General features: G+C 61.7%; 15 protein-coding genes. 11 read left to right on the top strand and 4 right to left on the bottom strand.

Translation table 11 applies throughout. The features are described 5' to 3' along the window. The first annotated feature begins 25 nt into the window (after nt 1-25). The 10 genes from purQ (at nt 26) to OXI69_08985 (ending at nt 11,025) form a co-directional block, all read left to right on the top strand. A complete protein-coding gene (gene purQ / locus OXI69_08940) occupies nt 26-721 on the top strand; it encodes a phosphoribosylformylglycinamidine synthase subunit PurQ (GenBank protein MDE2666264.1) in 696 nt (231 codons plus the stop codon). A gap of 1 nt (nt 722) precedes the next feature. Then, nucleotides 723-3,002: a phosphoribosylformylglycinamidine synthase subunit PurL gene (gene purL, locus OXI69_08945; protein MDE2666265.1), complete on the top strand. Its 2,280-nt coding sequence runs from the start codon at nt 723-725 to the stop codon at nt 3,000-3,002. A gap of 93 nt (nt 3,003-3,095) precedes the next feature. Then, complete coding sequence (gene purF / locus OXI69_08950) at nt 3,096-4,487, top strand: amidophosphoribosyltransferase (GenBank protein MDE2666266.1); 1,392 nt, start codon at nt 3,096-3,098, stop codon at nt 4,485-4,487. A gap of 204 nt (nt 4,488-4,691) precedes the next feature. Next, nucleotides 4,692-5,735, top strand: a complete 1,044-nt coding sequence (gene purM, locus OXI69_08955; protein MDE2666267.1) for a phosphoribosylformylglycinamidine cyclo-ligase — start codon at nt 4,692-4,694, stop codon at nt 5,733-5,735. A 63-nt stretch (nt 5,736-5,798) separates the two neighbouring features. Further along, nucleotides 5,799-6,401, top strand: coding sequence for a phosphoribosylglycinamide formyltransferase (gene purN, locus OXI69_08960; GenBank protein ID MDE2666268.1), 603 nt, complete (start codon nt 5,799-5,801; stop codon nt 6,399-6,401). Nucleotides 6,402-6,493: 92 nt separating this feature from the next. Further along, complete coding sequence (gene tyrS / locus OXI69_08965) at nt 6,494-7,711, top strand: tyrosine--tRNA ligase (protein MDE2666269.1); 1,218 nt, start codon at nt 6,494-6,496, stop codon at nt 7,709-7,711. Between the two features lie 255 nt (nt 7,712-7,966). Continuing rightward, nucleotides 7,967-8,287: a hypothetical protein gene (locus OXI69_08970; protein MDE2666270.1), complete on the top strand. Its 321-nt coding sequence runs from the start codon at nt 7,967-7,969 to the stop codon at nt 8,285-8,287. 220 nt (nt 8,288-8,507) lie between these two features. Continuing rightward, complete coding sequence (locus tag OXI69_08975) at nt 8,508-8,900, top strand: FxsA family protein (protein MDE2666271.1); 393 nt, start codon at nt 8,508-8,510, stop codon at nt 8,898-8,900. Between the two features lie 53 nt (nt 8,901-8,953). Continuing rightward, nucleotides 8,954-9,313, top strand: coding sequence for a DUF1566 domain-containing protein (locus OXI69_08980; protein MDE2666272.1), 360 nt, complete (start codon nt 8,954-8,956; stop codon nt 9,311-9,313). Nucleotides 9,314-9,384: 71 nt separating this feature from the next. After that, nucleotides 9,385-11,025 (top strand): thiamine pyrophosphate-requiring protein, encoded by a 1,641-nt coding sequence (locus OXI69_08985; GenBank protein ID MDE2666273.1) that lies wholly within the window; start codon nt 9,385-9,387, stop codon nt 11,023-11,025. 89 nt (nt 11,026-11,114) lie between these two features. Here OXI69_08985 and OXI69_08990 read toward each other — a convergent pair whose 3' ends face one another. The 3 genes from OXI69_08990 to OXI69_09000 all read right to left on the bottom strand — a co-directional run bounded on the left by OXI69_08990 (nt 11,115) and on the right by OXI69_09000 (nt 14,761). After that, nucleotides 11,115-12,140, bottom strand: coding sequence for a sodium:calcium antiporter (locus OXI69_08990; protein MDE2666274.1), 1,026 nt, complete (start codon nt 12,138-12,140; stop codon nt 11,115-11,117). A 534-nt stretch (nt 12,141-12,674) separates the two neighbouring features. After that, nucleotides 12,675-13,283, bottom strand: a complete 609-nt coding sequence (locus tag OXI69_08995) for a hypothetical protein (protein ID MDE2666275.1) — start codon at nt 13,281-13,283, stop codon at nt 12,675-12,677. Between the two features lie 86 nt (nt 13,284-13,369). After that, nucleotides 13,370-14,761, bottom strand: coding sequence for an MATE family efflux transporter (locus OXI69_09000; GenBank protein MDE2666276.1), 1,392 nt, complete (start codon nt 14,759-14,761; stop codon nt 13,370-13,372). 272 nt (nt 14,762-15,033) lie between these two features. Between OXI69_09000 and OXI69_09005 the strand changes: the two genes are divergently transcribed. Then, a complete protein-coding gene (locus OXI69_09005; GenBank protein MDE2666277.1) occupies nt 15,034-16,047 on the top strand; it encodes an SMP-30/gluconolactonase/LRE family protein in 1,014 nt (337 codons plus the stop codon). Between the two features lie 54 nt (nt 16,048-16,101). Here OXI69_09005 and OXI69_09010 read toward each other — a convergent pair whose 3' ends face one another. Further along, nucleotides 16,102-16,584 (bottom strand): hypothetical protein, encoded by a 483-nt coding sequence (locus OXI69_09010; GenBank protein ID MDE2666278.1) that lies wholly within the window; start codon nt 16,582-16,584, stop codon nt 16,102-16,104. Between the last annotated feature and the right edge of the window lie 69 nt (nt 16,585-16,653).

Here is a 16,653-nt window from a genome sequence, read left to right on the forward strand (position 1 = left end):
ACCGATTTCCAGGAGACGGTTGAAGATGAAATTCGGCGTGCTGATGTTTCCGGGCAGCAATTGCGAGCACGATGCCTATCATGCCGTTCGCAAGGTGATGCGACAGCCGGCGGAGTTTATTTGGCACCAGTCGACCGATCTCAAGGATTGCCAGGCCATCATCGTCCCAGGAGGATTCTCCTACGGGGATTATCTGCGCACCGGGGCCATCGCCCGGTTCTCTCCGGTGATGGGAGTGGTGCGGCGTTTCGCTGATCGGGGCGGACTGGTCCTGGGCATCTGCAACGGCTTCCAGATACTGCTGGAATCGGGGCTGCTGCCGGGAGCCATGCTGAGGAACCGCGGGTTGAAGTATGTGTGCCGGCAGGTCTCGATTCGGGTGGAGAACGCCCGGATTCCCTTTACCGGTCTGGCCAGGGAAGGCGACGTCTGGAACATTCCCATCGGACACATGGAGGGCAACTACACCCTTGACCCTGACGCGTTCCGGAAGCTGGAGCGCAACCGGCAGGTGGTGTTCCGCTACTGTACGCCGGACGGTGAAATTACCGCCGACTCCAACCCCAATGGCTCGGTCGCCAATGTGGCCGGGATCTGCAATCCCCATGGCAACGTCTTGGGAATGATGCCCCACCCGGAAAGAGCCAGCGAGCCCCTGCTGGGCAGCGAGCACGGGGTGCGCCTTTTTCAGTCGATGATCCAGTCCCGATCCCAGGCCTGAAATGCAAGCCAATCTGTCGGTTACGGCTGAAGTGCTGGAACAGCACAACCTGACCCGGCCCGAATTCGATCGCATCCTGTCGATCCTGGGTCGCTCCCCCAACCTGACGGAACTGGGGATCTTCAGCGTCATGTGGAGCGAACACTGCAGTTACAAGAGTTCCAAGCTCCACCTGAAGCGGCTGCCCACTCAAGGCCCCCAGGTGCTGCAGGGACCCGGCGAGAACGCCGGGATCGTCGATATCGGCGACGGCTACGCGGTGGCCTTCAAGATCGAGTCCCACAATCACCCCAGCTTCGTCGAGCCCTACCAGGGAGCGGCCACCGGCGTCGGCGGGATTTTGCGCGATATCTTTACCATGGGAGCCCGTCCCATCGCTGCCATGAACTCCCTGCGCTTCGGACCGCCCGATCAGCCCCGCAACCGGCGCATCATGGAGGGTGTGGTGGCCGGGATCGCCGGATACGGCAACTGTTTCGGGGTCCCGACCGTGGGTGGGGAAGTGGTGTTCGAGGAATGTTACTCCCAAAACCCTCTGGTCAACGCCTTTGCCCTGGGTCTGTTCAGAAAGGACCGGATCTTTTATGGGAAAGCCGTGGGAATCGGGAATCCGGTGATCTACGTCGGCGCCAAGACCGGCAGGGACGGCATTCACGGGGCCACCATGGCTTCGGCCGAGTTCGATGAAGCCTCGGAGAGCAAGCGCCCCAACGTGCAGGTTGGCGATCCCTTTCTGGAGAAACTGCTGCTGGAGGCCTGTCTGGAAGCCATGAAGACGGGTGCCGTAGTAGGCATCCAGGACATGGGGGCCGCCGGACTGACCTGCTCCACCTGTGAGATGGGCGGGCGGGCGGACACGGGAATCGAGATCGATCTGGCGAGGGTGCCTCAACGCGAGGAGGGCATGACTCCCTACGAGATCATGCTGAGCGAATCCCAGGAACGGATGCTCCTGGTGGCCGAACGGGGCAGGGAAGAGGAGATTTTCCGGATCTTCCGAAAATGGGAGATCGATGCCGTCGCCATTGGAGAAGTTACCGGGGACGGAATGCTTCGGATCCTGGACCGGGGACGGAAAGTGGCCGAAATACCCAATCGGGCCCTGACCGACGAGGCTCCGCTTTACCGCCGACCGGTGGCAGCCTCCGCAGGGGCCTCGCCGTCCCTGCCCGCGCCAGGTCCTCTGTCCATGGATTGGGGCAGGCTCCTGGAGTGTTTTCTGGCTTCCCCCAATCTGAGTTCGCGCGAGTGGGTCTATCGCCAATACGACCACATGGTACGGACCAATACGGTTCAGGTCCCCGGAGCCGATGCAGCCGTGGTTCGAGTCAAGAATACCCGGAAGGCACTGGCCATGAGCCTGGACGGCAACGGTCGCTACTGCCGCCAGGATCCCCGAGTCGGTGCCCAGTTGGCAGTGGCCGAGAGCTGCCGCAACCTGGTCTGCGCCGGAGCTCGTCCCCTGGCAGCCACCAACTGCCTGAATATGGGCAATCCGGAGAAACCCGAAATCATGTGGCAAATGACCCAGGTGGTTGAAGGAATGGGTGAAGCCTGCCGTGCCCTGGGGACACCCATCACCGGCGGAAACGTCAGCCTCTACAATGAGACGCTTGGGGAGGGCATCGACCCCACTCCCGTCATTGGAATGGTGGGCTTGATTGAACCGCTTTCCCGCCTCCGGGGCTCCTGGTTTATCCGGGAAGGCCATCGGGTCGTCTTGCTGGGTCCACTGGTCGGACAACCGACCGGCTATTCAAGCGCTGTCCGCCACAACCTGTCGAGGCTGCAACCGTCGCGGGATAACGGAGCAGACGTCTATACGCGGTGGGTCAGTCGGCTTCCCTGTCCTCCCCTGGACCTGGATCTGGAGGTGCGCGTGCAGAGGACCTGCCGCGAGGGCATCGAGAGAGGCCTCATTCTCTCTGCTCACGACTGTTCGGATGGAGGTTTGGCCGTAGCCCTGGCGGAGATGGGCTTTTCCCGCTTTGGCGCCGGGACTCTGGGGGCAGAGATCCTCTTGCCTTCGGCCCAAGAGGTGGGAGAGGTGTTGTTTGCGGAATATCCCTCCCGGATTCTGGTTACGGTCGAGGAGGAGAACCTGGCGGCCCTGGAGAACATTGCCGGGCTTCAAGGCGTGCCGGTGACTCCTTTGGGGCAGGTGGTTCCGGATGTGTTGAGCGTGCGAAATCCCGCCTCGGTCATAATCGAAAGATCGGTCGTCTCGCTGGAGAAGACCTGGAGAAATTGTCTGGGTGGATTGTTCGCCGATCCATTATAATTTCTGGTTCGCATTGCCGGTCATTCCTGTTGCTACTCCCTGACAAACGCCGCTGGCTGCGGTACCGACAGAGCGAGGTGTCCCGGGTAACCGATGTTTGACAAATTTCGGGAAGAGTGCGGAGTCTTTGGGGTGTTCGGGCATCGGGAGGCGTCGCGGATTGCCTATCTTGGCCTGTACGCACTTCAGCATCGGGGACAAGAGAGCGCGGGCATCGTCTCCAGTGACGGCAACGGCCTCCACAATGAAACGGGAATGGGCCAGGTGGCCGACATTTTCGACCACTCTCGCCTGGAGCACTTGAAGGGGGAGGCGGCCATTGGCCATACCCGCTACTCGACGGCGGGTGAGAGCGCCGCCAAGAACGCCCAGCCCCTGGTCGTTTCCTGCAGTCAGGGTGACCTGGCGCTCTGTCATAACGGGAATCTGATCAATGCCTTGCAGGTGAGGTGCCAGCTCGAGAAGTCGGGGTCGATCTTCCAGTCGACGACCGATAGCGAGGTCATTCTCCACCTCATCGCCCGGTCCCAACAGAGAGACATCGAGGACGCCATCCAGGAAGCTCTGTCACAGTTGACAGGAGCTTACTCGCTGATCTTTCTGACCCGGGAAAAGGTAATCGCCGTTCGGGATCCACGGGGTTTTCGCCCACTTAACCTGGGTTGGCTGGACGGTTCTCCCGTGCTGGCTTCGGAGACCTGCGCCTTTGACCTCATCGAAGCCACCTTCGACCGCGAAGTCGCCCCCGGGGAAATGTTGACCCTCTTCAGGGGCGGGATCCGGTCACGCCAGATCTCGCCCCCGCAGTCTCCTTCCTTCTGCGTCTTCGAGCACGTCTACTTTTCCAGACCCGATAGCCATATCTTTGGCCGGTCCGTTTACGAGAGCCGTCACCTATTAGGGAGGACCCTTGCGCAGGAGCAGCCGGTGGAGGCCGATATCGTCGTGCCGGTGCCGGATTCGGGCGTGGCCGCCGCCATCGGCTTTTCCCACGAGTCGAAGATCCAGTTCGAATTCGGGCTGATCCGCAACCACTATGTCGGCAGAACCTTTATCGAGCCCAAGCAGTCCATTCGCCATTTCGGAGTCAAGATCAAGCTGAATCCGGTGGCGGAGCTGATCCGGGGGAAACGAGTGGTTCTGGTGGACGACTCCATCGTGAGGGGAACGACCAGCCGAAAGATCGTCAAGATGGTCCGGGACTCAGGCGCCGTGGAAGTGCACGTGCGCATCAGTTGTCCGCCCACCATCTCCCCATGCTTTTACGGGGTGGACACGCCTACCAAGAGGGAGTTGATTGCCTCCAGCCATTCGGTTGAAGAAATTCGCAAGTATATCGAGGCCGACAGCTTGGGGTATTTGAGCCATGAAGGCATGCTCCGCAGCTGCGGCGTGGAGCAGGGCCAGGGACATTTCTGCTCGGCCTGCTATACCGGCGACTATCCGGTGCCTTTTCCTCAGATGCCCGCGGTCGAGACTGCCTGAACCGGTCCGAGCATTTGCACTCCCCATATCCACGAAGGAGCACGAAGGACCGATAAGAGTAATCCACAAGGAAAAACGACGAACCACCAACGGACACGAATGAACACGAATAGGGACAGATTTCTTTCAGTTTTTCTTCGTGGCCCTTCGTCTTCCTTCGTGGCCCTTCGTGGATAACTCTTTTCTGTTGTTCCAGACAAGCCCATGACCGCCAAGACCGTCTTTGCCTATCGGGACGCCGGCGTGGATATCGACCGGGCCGATGCCGCCAAGAAACGCATCAAGGCGCTGGCCCGTCAGACCTTTACGCCGGAGGTCGCCAGCGAGATCGGCAGCTTCGGTGGGCTCTTTCGCCTGAAGAGCAAGGGGACGTCTCGGCCCATTCTGGTGTCCAGCGTCGATGGCGTGGGGACCAAGCTCAAGATTGCCTTCGCCACCGGCGTTCACCACACCGTGGGCAGGGATCTGGTAGCTCACTGTGTCAACGACATCCTGGTTCAAGGAGCCACGCCTCTCTTCTTCATGGACTACATCGCAACCCATCGGATGGAGCCGGAGGTCATCGCCAAGGTCGTCGAAGGGATCGCCGCCGGTTGCCGGGAATCGGAATGCGCTCTGCTGGGAGGAGAAACTGCCGAGATGCCTGGGTTCTACTCCAGCGGGGAATACGATCTGGCCGGTTTCATCGTGGGACTGGTCGATCAGTCGCGACTGCTGGACGGACAACGCATCCGGCCGGGAGATGCCATCCTGGGACTGGCATCCACCGGATTGCACACCAACGGCTACTCCCTGGTGCGCAAGTTGTTGTTCGAGGTGGGCGGTTATGAGGTTGGCAGCAGGCTTCCCCAGTTGCCGCTTCCCCTGGGAGAGGTGCTGTTGCAGCCTCATCGGAACTATCTGTCCCTGTTGAAGCCGCTGCTGGACCGGGGCCGGCTCAGCGGACTGGCCCACATCACCGGAGGGGGACTCACCGATAATCTCCCCCGGATTCTGCCCGGCGGCTGCTCAGCCCACATTCAACTGAACTCCTGGACCGAGCCGCCCATCTTTGGCGTTCTTCAGGAGCTGGGCCGGATCGATGAGGCCGAAATGCTGCGTACCTTCAATATGGGTATCGGCATGGCATTGATCGTTTCACCCGGAGAAGTGTCCAAGGTGGAAGAATATCTTGCCCGTAGCGGGGAGCCCCTCTACCGGATCGGCGAAATCCGTTCGGGGAAGCGTCGGGTTTATTACAGGCGGTAGCTACGAAGAAAGGCAGCAGTCTGCTTAGACGGCAGTCTGGCCTACAGGATGGGTGTGCTTTAAATGAAGCGTCTTGCGATCTTGCTTTCTGGACGCGGCTCCAACTTCGAGGCCATTGCCGACAGCATCAAGCGGGGGCGTTTGCCGGCCCGTATCGAAGTGGTGGTAAGCAATCTGGCCTCGGCACCCGGACTGGAAAAGGCGCGGCGGCGGGGATTGAAGACGCTGGTGATTCCCTCCCGAGGTGTGCCACGAGAGGACTATGATCGGAGCCTGGTCTACGAGCTCAGGCGGCACCGCGTTGATCTGGTCTGCCTGGCCGGGTTCATGCGGATCCTCAGCCCCGTGTTCGTCCGGGCCTTTCCCAACCGAATCCTGAACATCCATCCCTCCCTGCTTCCGGCCTTTCCCGGACTGAATTCCCAGCGGCAGGCACTGGAATACGGCGTCCAGTTTTCGGGCTGCACCGTCCACCTTGTAGATGAAGGGGTCGATTCCGGCCCCATTCTGTTGCAGGCTGCAGTGCCGGTGCTGGAGAGCGACGATGAAGAGTCGCTGGCCGCGAGAATCCTGGCCGAAGAACATCGGCTCTATCCCCAGGCGATCGGGATGCTGGTCCGGGGTGAAGTGCGCCTGGAGGGTCGAAGAGTGGTCCGCCGGTTCTGACTGTGAAAATACCCATGCCCGGCATTGAACCGGATTCGCGCCACCCGGCGCAGGGCGTTGTTTCAAACGGCTGGAGAAGGTAGGGCCCGACGGTGACCATCGAGGAACAACTGAGCTTCCTGCAGCAGGGAGTCTCCGAGCTGATTCGACCGGAAGAGCTTCGAGAACGGCTGGTCCGCTCGGCTCAAACCGCAATACCGTTGCGGATCAAGGCGGGTTTCGATCCGACGGCGCCGGACCTGCATCTGGGCCACACGGTCATGCTGCGCAGCATGAGGCGTTTTCAGGACCTGGGCCACACGGTCATCTTCCTGATTGGCGACTTTACCGGTCTGATCGGGGACCCGTCCGGCCGCAGCGCCACCCGCAAGCCCTTGACCCGGGAGGAGGTGGCGGAGAATGCCGAGACCTACAAGCAGCAAGTCTTCAAGGTGCTGGATCCGGAAAAGACCGTTATCGACTTCAACAGCCGCTGGATGATGCCCTTCAGCAGCGAGCAGTTCCTTACCTTGGCCGCCCGCTACACCGTGGCCCGCATGCTGGAAAGGGACGACTTCAGCAAGCGCTTGAAGAGGTCGCAGCCGGTCGCCATCCACGAGCTCCTCTATCCCCTGATTCAAGGGTACGACTCGGTGGTGTTGCAGGCCGACGTGGAAATGGGTGGCACCGATCAGAAATTCAATCTGCTGGTGGGGCGGGAACTGCAGAGGGAGTATGGACAGGACCCCCAGGTGCTGCTGATGCTGCCACTGCTGGAGGGATTGGACGGCGTGCAGAAGATGTCGAAGTCGTTGGGAAACTACATCGGGATCCAGGAGCCGGCCTCGGAGATCTTCGGCAAGGTCATGTCGATTTCGGATGACCTCATGTATCGCTACTACGAACTCTGCACCGAGCTGAGTTCGCCGGAGGTGGACCGAATCCGAAACCAGGTGGCTCAAGGCAGTTTGCATCCCAAGGCCGCCAAGGTGGACCTGGCCAAGAGGATTGTGCGTGAGTTTCATTCGCGCCAGGCCGCCGACCGGGCCGAGGAGGAGTTCCATCGCATCCATTCCCAACGGCTGCTCCCGGACAAAATGGAAGAGAAAAGGCTGCCGGTTTCTCGGGAGCGGTTGCGGCTTTCGAAGTTGATGGTTCGGGTGGGACTGGCCGCCTCGGTGGGCCAGGCCGTACGTCTGATTTCTCAGGACGCCGTTTCCCTGAACCAGGAGAAGGTCACCGATGTGAAGGCGGAGATGGATTGCTCCCAACCCTCATCCTCGGTGCTGAAGGTTGGCAAACGGGGATTTGTGAAAGTGATTGTGGAGTAGGGGCAACCCTTGTGGTTGCCCGTTGTTCGCATTTGCCTGATTATCCCCGGATTAGGCGTCCACAAGGAACTCCCCTTGGGTTGGATGCAGGACCGTCCCACGCGGAATATGGGTGTGGCTCAGTCATATTGATCCGCCTTTTGCCTCAAATCCGGTTGCACGGGATCACCCTGGTTGACAGGGAACAGTTGTTGAAGTAGCCTTAGCTACTGTAGTCCCTGAAACAATGACATTGCTCGGGAAGCGGGAGGAACTATGAAAAAGGCAGTCCTGATTTTATTGCTGGCCGTTGCCGTGGCCGGCGGGCAATTCCTGGCGGGTGAGACCCTGACCGGACATGTCTCCGACGCGAGGTGCGGCGCTGCTCACGCCGACAATTCCGAAAAGTCGATCAGTTGCGTCAAGGGGTGTGTCAGTGGGGGTCAGGCGCCCGTCTTCGTCACGGGAGACAAGAAGGTCCTTAAGATCGCCAATGCCGACAAGGTGATGGGCCATCTCGGCCACAAGGTCGAAGTCACCGGCAAGGTGATGGATGGGACCCTGACTGTCAAGTCAGTCAAGCACTTGGCTCCTTAAGGGTTGCACCCGACGGCAAACTTCCGGGGCAGGCGTTCCAGCCTGGCTCCGTTTCCTGTCTACAGGTCGTTGACCTGTGAAGTCCCCGTTGCGCCAGTGGGTGCGACGGGGGCCGCTGTATCCTCCAAGGCAGTCCCTCGGTCTCCCTGCTTCAATTTCTTGAATGTGCATCTCCCGAGCCGGAGGAGTCCAACTGCTCCGCATGTGCCATAATGGTTTCATGTTAAAAGTTCTTGCGCTTTTCCTACTCCTTCCCCTGATTGAACTGGTACTCCTGATCGAGATTGGCAGTCACATAGGCACGTTGGCCACGGTGACGCTGATCCTCGCCACCGGGGCTCTGGGCGCCTTTCTGGCACGCAGCCAGGGGCTGGAGGTTCTACGCCGGTTACGGGCGGAAACGGCGGCCGGAAGGCTTCCGGCGGCCCCGCTGGTTGACGGGGTGATCATCCTGCTGGCGGGCGCCGTTCTGCTGACTCCCGGAGTCCTGACAGACATCCTGGGCTTTTTGTGCCTGGTACCTGCATTCCGGCAGCTCCTGAAATCGCTGCTCTGGCGAAAGTTGAGGCATTGGGTGGAACAGAACCGGGTTCAAGTATCAGTCAACCTCTAGTGTTACGGGACACCAGCCCTTGGGCGGACATCCCGCATCGGGCGCGACAGGCCATGCAATCTCCAGGGGATTCTACCGATCTGGTCGTTGACAGCAGCACGGGCCTGGTCTGGAGCCGACGAGACAACGGAAGCCGCCTCAACTGGCACGATGCCGTCCACCGCGCGCAGAGTCTGGATTTGGGTGGCTATCGCGATTGGCGCCTGCCGACCCTGGAGGAACTCCACGGGCTTTGGGACCCGCCGCGCCGCACCGTTCGAAAGCCTTTCGAGTTGACTGGAGCCTGGGTGTGGAGCGCCACTCGTGCCGGGGCCGACCACGCCTGGTGCTTCTACTTCGCCATCGGGATGCGGATGCCCTATCCGCTCAACGTGTCCTATGATTTGAGGGCTCTGTTTGTGAGAGACCCCTGAACGGGTTCCCGATTGGCCGGGATGGCGGCGCGAACCGGCTTGCCGGGGTTCGTTCGCAGGAAGGAGACCATATGCTGGGCAGCCAGGTGATCGCCGAGCTCTTGAAACGCGAAGGCGTGGAACAGATCTTCTGCTTTCCAATGACTCCGATCCTCGAGGCCTTGACCGAGGCCGGGGTTCGGCTGATCGTGGCCCGCCAGGAACGGGTGGCGGGAAACATGGCCGACGGCTTCTCGCGGACCGCCTGCGGGGACCGAATCGGCATCGTGACGGTGCAGCAGGGTCCCGGAGCCGAAAACGCCTTCGCCGGGATCGCCCACGCCTATACCGACTCCAGCCCCATCCTCTTCCTTCCGGGTCATCCCGGGCGAGACCAGGCCGGGGTTCCACCCACCTTCGGCTCGCTTGAGAACTACCGGGCCACCACCAAGTGGGCTGACCGGGTCCCGTCGGCCGCAGCCATCCCCGGCCGGATGGCCCGGGCTTTTACCGCCTTGCGATCCGGGCGGCCCGGCCCGGTGCTGCTGGAGATTCCGGTAGACGTGGCCGAGGAGGAGTTTCCGGGCCGCCTGGAGTACCGGCCGGTGCCGGCAGTCAGGACCGGTCCCGATCCCGCGGCTGTCAGGGAGGCGGTTCGGTTGCTGCTGGCCGCCAGGCGGCCGCTCATCTGGGCAGGGCAGGGGATTTTCTACGCCAAGGCCTCCAGGGAGCTGGAGCGGGTGGCGGAGCAGTTGGCTGCGCCGGTGATGACCTCGCTCCAGGGCAAGAGCGCCTTCAACGAAACCCATCCCCTGGCATTGGGAACGACCGGATACAGCCAGACCGACATGGTGGGAGAGCAGCTGGCGTCGAGCGACGCCCTGTTGGTCATCGGCTCCAGCCTGACCCGTTCCCTGTTTGCGCCTGCCATTCCCGGCGACGGCAGGGTGCTCATTCACGCCACCCTGGACTGGAAGGATCTGAACAAGGCCTATCGGGCCGACGTGCCCATCCTGGGGGACGCCAAGCTGGTTCTGGAGCAAATGCTGGAGGAAATTGCCCGCCAATCGGAGAAGGGAAAGCGGGACGAACGGCGCCGGTCGGTCGAGGCCGACATAGGAAAGCTTCGGAACGCCTGGCAGGCCCGCTGGGCGGGTAAGCTCCAATCCTCCCAGGTACCCATCAACCCCTATCGCGTCATCGGGGAACTGAAGCAGGCGTTAGACCCGGCTTCGGCCATTGTCACCCACGATTCCGGCTCCCCCCGAGATCAGATCGCTCCGCTCTATGAGGCGGTGACCCCTCGCGGCTACCTGGGATGGGGAAATTCAACCCAACTGGGCTTTTCTCTGGGCGCTGCCATGGGGGCCAAGCTGGCCGCTCCCGACAAGCTGGTGGTTACCTTCATGGGCGATGCAGCCTTCGGTATGGTGGGCATGGATCTGGAGACGGCCGTGAGGGAACACATACCCATCCTGGTTCTGCTGTTGAACAATTCGGCCATGGGCGGCTACGAACAGTACATCCCCAAGGCCGCCATCGAGGGTCGCGCCAAGTTTCTTTCGGGAAACTACAGCCAGGTGGCCCGGGGGCTGGGGGCTTACGCCGAGCGGGTCGAGGACCCGGAGGCGGTGCAGGCTGCCCTGCAACGTGGAATAGCCGCAACCCGGGAAGGACATCCGGCCTTGCTCGAGTTCATCACCTGTGAGGAGACCGACATCGCCAAGCGGTAGTTGGGATTGAAACTGCCGCCGGCGACAACCTGCCGGGAAGGAGTCTCCCTATTGGATCCGATGGATCCGATCGGGACGACCGATCCATCCTAAGTGCCGTCCAGAATATAGCTGACCACCGTATACACGACATAAATGGCCAGCATGACCACTCCATGGGAGCGGCCCAGCCGGTCCTGGCCCGGGAGGAGTCCGATCCTCAGGATCAGCATCAATAGCAGCATGGTCGGGAACAGAAGTATAAAGAACATGGGATCGGCGCTCAGACCCCCGCGCGTGACCGCCCCCGCGGCTCCTACCACGAACAGGACGTTGAGGATATTGGCTCCGATCACGTTGCCCAGCGCCAACTCTCCGTGACCCCGCACGGCTGCCGTGGTGGCGACCACCAGCTCCGGCAGGGACGTGCCGAAAGCCACCAGAGTGGCTGCGATCACGCTCTCCGGAACTTCCAGTCGGACGGCGGACTCGGTGACCGCGGGCAGGAGAATGCGGGCCGACACCACCACCAGCGCAACCGATCCCACCAGCCTGGCGACAATCACCCCAATCGAGTCCGTTTCGCTTTCCTGACCCTCTCCCGACACCGGGTTTCTCTCCCGGGCCCAGCGGACCGATTGCCAGACATAACCGGCAAGGGCCAGCAGAAAGGCGACGGCCACGAATCGGGTGACTTGGCCACCACCGGTGAAGGCATCGCCTGCCGAAGGCCAGGGGAAGGAGGCCAGAACCAGCAGGATGACCGCGGCCAACTGGATGGCGTTCTGCCGCATGACGATCTTCCGGGCGATCCTGGGCGGGTCCAGCATGCAGGACAGCCCCAGAATCAGACCGGTGTTGCAGATGATGGAGCCGACGGCGTTTCCCAAAGCCAGGCTTGATTGCCCCCGAACGGCGGCCAGAACCGAGACGGCCACCTCCGGCATGGTTGTTCCCAGGCTCACGATGGTGGCCCCGATCACCACCTTCGGAATGTTCGAGCGCTCCGACAGGCTGACGGCCGCGGAGATCAGCCAGTCGGCTGCCTTTCCCAGAATGAGCAGGCTGCCCAGAATCACTCCGGTCAGCAGGCTCCAATGGATTTCGGACAGAAAGGATTGAAAGGCTTGTTCCAAGGGGTCGAGCGCGGGTCGTGGGGTGCTGGCCGCTGGAGCGGCGGATGGCTGATGGCGAAGTCCGCCCGGTAATCGGCGCGTCTCGCAGGCAGGATGCTAATCGTTTCCGTCTCGGATGGCAATCAAATCCCGGATATTCTGGAGAGGCGTGCTTCAGACCGACAAGTCAGGGGAAAGAGAAATCCACGAAGGGACACGAAGGACCAGGGAAAGACAAGAATCCCATCTCCCCGGGGTTGTCGTGGCGCTACCACTACGGGCAGATAGCCTGGTAGGCCGCCGTCATTTGATCTACAGGGACAATTAACATCGATGCACAGGATATACAGGAATTGGTTTTGGGAGCTTGCAGTGCCCTAGTCCCGGGCATCAGCAAACCCGCGTCAAACCATTTCGCCGGTCGACACCCTGTGCAGCAATCTTCCCTCCCGTCAATCCTGTGCATGCTGTGCATCGATGTTCGAGAAAATACCGTTCCCCGCAATCGGTCCGGCGTTTCCCCACCGCATCAGGTGTTGCCTCGACGACCCCCTCTCAACGGCGGAGTGATCCGCTGCTTTTACCGGTGACGTTCCCTCCGGGGGCCGGCTCCAGGTGCACCGTGTACCTCTGGGTGACCGGAATGCAGAAGGTGTCGGCGTCATCGCAGGCGAAGTAGCGCACGGTAAGGCGCAAGGGCCGGCTCTGTCCGCTGGTGGCGATGTCCAGCAGGAACTCCCGGGGGTCCTTGTCGGCAGGTTGTTTCACCTTGGGGCCAGTCCCGCGGCTGGGCGTGACCCGGACTCCCTCGGCAGTCTCCAGCCGGAATTCCAGCGGCTTGACCCGGTTGTTCCAGTGGACGGCGTAGAGTGGGTCCAGGTGGAAACCGAGATAGAGTTTGCCCTCACTCCGGGTCAGAAAGGGTCGGTCCACCTCCGCCCGCAGCCTGGCATAGAAGGGGATGGGTCTTTTCTGCTTCTCCGGCACGACTTTCAGCGGGACCATTCCGGCAGGGCGCCGGACACCGGGGACGATGCCGGAAGGAATGTTCGGATTGGAACGGCCGTGCTTCGCCTCCGTCTGCGGCTCGGTTGCCCGAGCCCGTTCCGGGCTGACGGGAGTCAAGGCCACCAATCCCAATCCAAGCCATGCAGCTGTCCGCATCGGGGATCCTCCTCCCCGTCTAGTGTATCGCTTGTCGAACGGCATCCGCCACCGGTTTTGGAGACACCGCCCGTGCGGGAGCGGTGTCAAGGCAGCGCGGCCGTGCGGCCCTCCCTGAGCTCTCCGGACTTGCGGATCCAGACCGCCAGCAGCACCGCCCCGATGCCGATCAGTCCGGCCGACAGTCCGACCCACAGGCCCTGAACCCCCCAATTGAAATGAAAACAGAGTAAATAGCCCAGTACCATGCCGAACGGCCAGTGTCCGATCAGATTGACCACCATGGGCGTCCTGGTGTCTGCGGCGCCTCTCAAATTCCCGGTGGCCACCACCTGAATGCCGTCGAAAAACATGAAGGCCGCAGCGATCAGCAGCAGGGGCGTTCCGATGGCAATCACCTGCGCGTCCACGGTAAAGAGGCGCATGATTCCTTCAGGCAGCAGGACAAAAAGCAGGCCGGACACCAGCATGAAGCCGCTTCCAAGGAGTAGGGCCATCCACCCCGAATCGGCCGCCCGCTGCAGGTCTCCTCGACCGATTTCCCGGCCCACCCGCACCGCTCCGGCCGAGGAGACCCCCAGCGGAACCATGAACACGAAGCCGGCCGCGTTCAGCGCGATCTGGTGGGCGGCCACCGCTGCCGGCTCCAGCTTGCCTGCCAGCGAGGTCACGGCGGCGAAGACCCCGACCTCCAGGGTGGTCTGCAGCGATGCCGGAAGACCCAGGTTCACCAGGCGGCGCATTCTGTCCAGGTCGGGCTTGAAGGAAATTCCCAGCAGGGGTGTCCGCTGTCGGCGGTGGTAGCGGAAGATGAGCATCCCCAGGCCGAGCGCCATGTAGACGCGCGAGATGCAGGTGGCCCAGCCCGCGCCCTCGACTCCCATGGCTGGGAACCCCAGTTTGCCGAATATGAGTACCCAGTTGGAGGCGACGTTCACCATGTTGGCGGTGACCAGCACCACCATGATCCCCTGGACTCGCTCGATTCCCTGCAGATAGCGACGAAAGGTGTTGTAGAGCATCAGGGGGAAAATGCCCCAGCTTACCGCCTTCAGGTAGGGCAGCGTGAGCGCCAGCACCTCGGGGTGGAAGCCCCACAGGTCCAGGTAGGGCAGGCTTCCCCAGAGAACGAACATCATGAGGGGGCTGAGCAGAAGGCTGAGGTGAATACCGTGCACCAGCCATCCCTGGCATTCCCGCCATTGATTGGCTCCGTGGGCTTGCGACACCAGGGTGTCCAACCCCAGCGACAGGCCCATTCCCAGGATGGTGGCCGCCAGGAAAACCGCCGTGCCGATGCTCACGGCCCCTATGGCTTCCGCACTCAGCCGTCCTACCATCATGGTGTCCACCAGGCTCATGGTCATCCAGCCCAACTCGGTCATGACCACCGGGACCGACAGGGAAACCATCGGCTTCAGCTCGCGGAGCAGTCCGGCCGGCGAATCCTTCGGGGAGTAATGCGGAATGAGAGGCATTCTTTTTGTCTGGTGGTTTGGGAAGTTACTCCTTAAACTCTCGACACGGTCCGGGCCGGTTGTGCATCCGGCATCGCGAGCTTTTTGGAGCGGCAACCGGACGGCTGGGAAATTGTATCCGGAAGCAGGCTGCCGGTGGCGGGAGACGGTTCATTCAACACAATAAGGAGGTCCCATTGGTCATGAGACACGAATCCAATGTAGCAAAAAACAGGCCCATGGAGCGCCGGGAATTTCTGCGGGCGGCAGGGAAAATCGCAGCCGTCACCGCCATGACCTCGGAGGCCTTTGGCCGAAATTTCGGTCCTGAGGCGGAGCCGGTACGTTATCCGGAGCCGGACGTGGTGGCTCTCGACAAGCGCTTCAGGTACAAGCTGGGCAATTCACCCATTCTGCGCCTGCACCGCGGGACCCTGTGGGCCGAAGGGCCGGCCTGGAACGGCGTCGGCCGCTACCTGCTATGGAGCGACATTCCCAACAACGAGCAGCTTCGCTGGTTGGAGGAAGACGGCCACGTGGCCCGTCGGTTTCGCTTCCCCTCGGGGAACTCCAACGGGAACACCTTTGATTTTCAGGGCCGGCAGATCGCCTGCGAGCACGGCAACCGCAGGGTGGTGCGCTACGAGTTCAACGGAGGAATCACGGTACTGGCCGACTCCCATGGAGGCAAGTCGCTCAACGCTCCCAACGATGCCGTGGTCCATCCCGAAGACGGGGCCGTCTGGTTTACCGATCCCGGATACGGCAGCCTCATGAACTACGAGGGGAACCGGGCCGACACGGGATCCCTACAGCCTTACCAGAAGGAGGCGATCTACCGGGTCGACCCGCAGCAGGGCACACTGGAAAAGGTGGCGGACGACATCTACAAGCCCAACGGGCTCTGCTTTTCTCCCGATTACAAGAAACTCTACGTGGCCGACACCGGGGCCTCGCACTATCCGGACGCACCCAAGAACATCAAGGTCTGGGACGTGGTGGATCAGAGATATCTGCGAAACGGGCGAGAGTTCGCTTCCATGGAGCTTGAAGGCAAGACCGGTTTCGCCGACGGCATCCGGGCCGATACCGACGGCAACGTCTGGGCCAGCGCCGGTTGGGTGGGGGACGGTTACGACGGGGTGCACATCTTCGCCCCTGACGGCGACCGCATCGGCTTGATCCGGCTGCCGGAGATCTGTTCCAACGTCTGCTTCGGGGGAACCAAGCGCAACCGGCTGTTCATGACAGGGAGTCAGTCCCTCTACGCCGTCTACGTGGAGACCCAGGGAGCGCACCTGACCTGATGCCACCGGTCTTTTCCACGTTGGCAGCGTTGGCGGCCCTCACGGCGGGGCCCATCAGCTTGCGTCAGCGCCCGCGTTCCGGTTGCCGCGCCCCTTGATGAGGAGCAGGATGGAGCCCAGTACCATTCCAGCGACCATGGCCATCACGACCCAGACTACCAGGTTGCGCCCCGGAATCACCAAATAGGCCTGAAAGGGGCCTATTCCCTCGCCCACGTTGCCTCCCCGAGCCAGGAGGAAGCGGGGGGATTGCCACTGCCAGAGGTAGGCCATCCAGTAGGTCACCAGCACCATCAGCCGGGTGTAGAGGGTGTAGAGGACGAGGCCCTTGAACAGCGCTCGGTAGGGCCGATCGCTTTGGGACGACTGGATCTGGTAGGCGAGGTAGAAGGGCACCAGAAAGTGCAGCCAGGCGACCCCCAGCAGGTTGTTGATCGAATCGGGGGCGCCCAGTTGTTCCAGAACGATCCGCAGCACGACCACGATTGCGGCGACGATCAGCGGCCATTTCAGCCTGTTTCCGGTGTCCGATGCCATGGGGTGTCTCCTTGGGATGCGATCAATGTCGGCGGCTTGTAGCATATCACGGTCTGCGGCCTGGAATGA

The sequence above is a fragment of the Acidobacteriota bacterium genome, assembly GCA_028875575.1.
GTDB lineage: Bacteria > Acidobacteriota > Terriglobia > Versatilivoradales > Versatilivoraceae > Versatilivorator.

Excerpts from the sequence above, each read along its gene's own strand:
- OXI69_09005 (MDE2666277.1), top strand. The coding sequence starts at position 15,034 with ATGACCTCGGAGGCCTTTGGCCGAAATTTCGGTCCTGAGGCGGAGCCG.
- purL (MDE2666265.1), top strand. The coding sequence starts at position 723 with ATGCAAGCCAATCTGTCGGTTACGGCTGAAGTGCTGGAACAGCACAAC.
- purQ (MDE2666264.1), top strand. The coding sequence starts at position 26 with ATGAAATTCGGCGTGCTGATGTTTCCGGGCAGCAATTGCGAGCACGAT.
- OXI69_08975 (MDE2666271.1), top strand. The coding sequence starts at position 8,508 with ATGTTAAAAGTTCTTGCGCTTTTCCTACTCCTTCCCCTGATTGAACTG.
- OXI69_08970 (MDE2666270.1), top strand. The coding sequence starts at position 7,967 with ATGAAAAAGGCAGTCCTGATTTTATTGCTGGCCGTTGCCGTGGCCGGC.
- purM (MDE2666267.1), top strand. The coding sequence starts at position 4,692 with ATGACCGCCAAGACCGTCTTTGCCTATCGGGACGCCGGCGTGGATATC.
- OXI69_09000 (MDE2666276.1), bottom strand. The coding sequence starts at position 14,761 with ATGCCTCTCATTCCGCATTACTCCCCGAAGGATTCGCCGGCCGGACTG.
- OXI69_09010 (MDE2666278.1), bottom strand. The coding sequence starts at position 16,584 with ATGGCATCGGACACCGGAAACAGGCTGAAATGGCCGCTGATCGTCGCC.
- purF (MDE2666266.1), top strand. The coding sequence starts at position 3,096 with ATGTTTGACAAATTTCGGGAAGAGTGCGGAGTCTTTGGGGTGTTCGGG.
- OXI69_08980 (MDE2666272.1), top strand. The coding sequence starts at position 8,954 with ATGCAATCTCCAGGGGATTCTACCGATCTGGTCGTTGACAGCAGCACG.
- OXI69_08985 (MDE2666273.1), top strand. The coding sequence starts at position 9,385 with ATGCTGGGCAGCCAGGTGATCGCCGAGCTCTTGAAACGCGAAGGCGTG.
- purN (MDE2666268.1), top strand. The coding sequence starts at position 5,799 with ATGAAGCGTCTTGCGATCTTGCTTTCTGGACGCGGCTCCAACTTCGAG.
- OXI69_08995 (MDE2666275.1), bottom strand. The coding sequence starts at position 13,283 with ATGCGGACAGCTGCATGGCTTGGATTGGGATTGGTGGCCTTGACTCCC.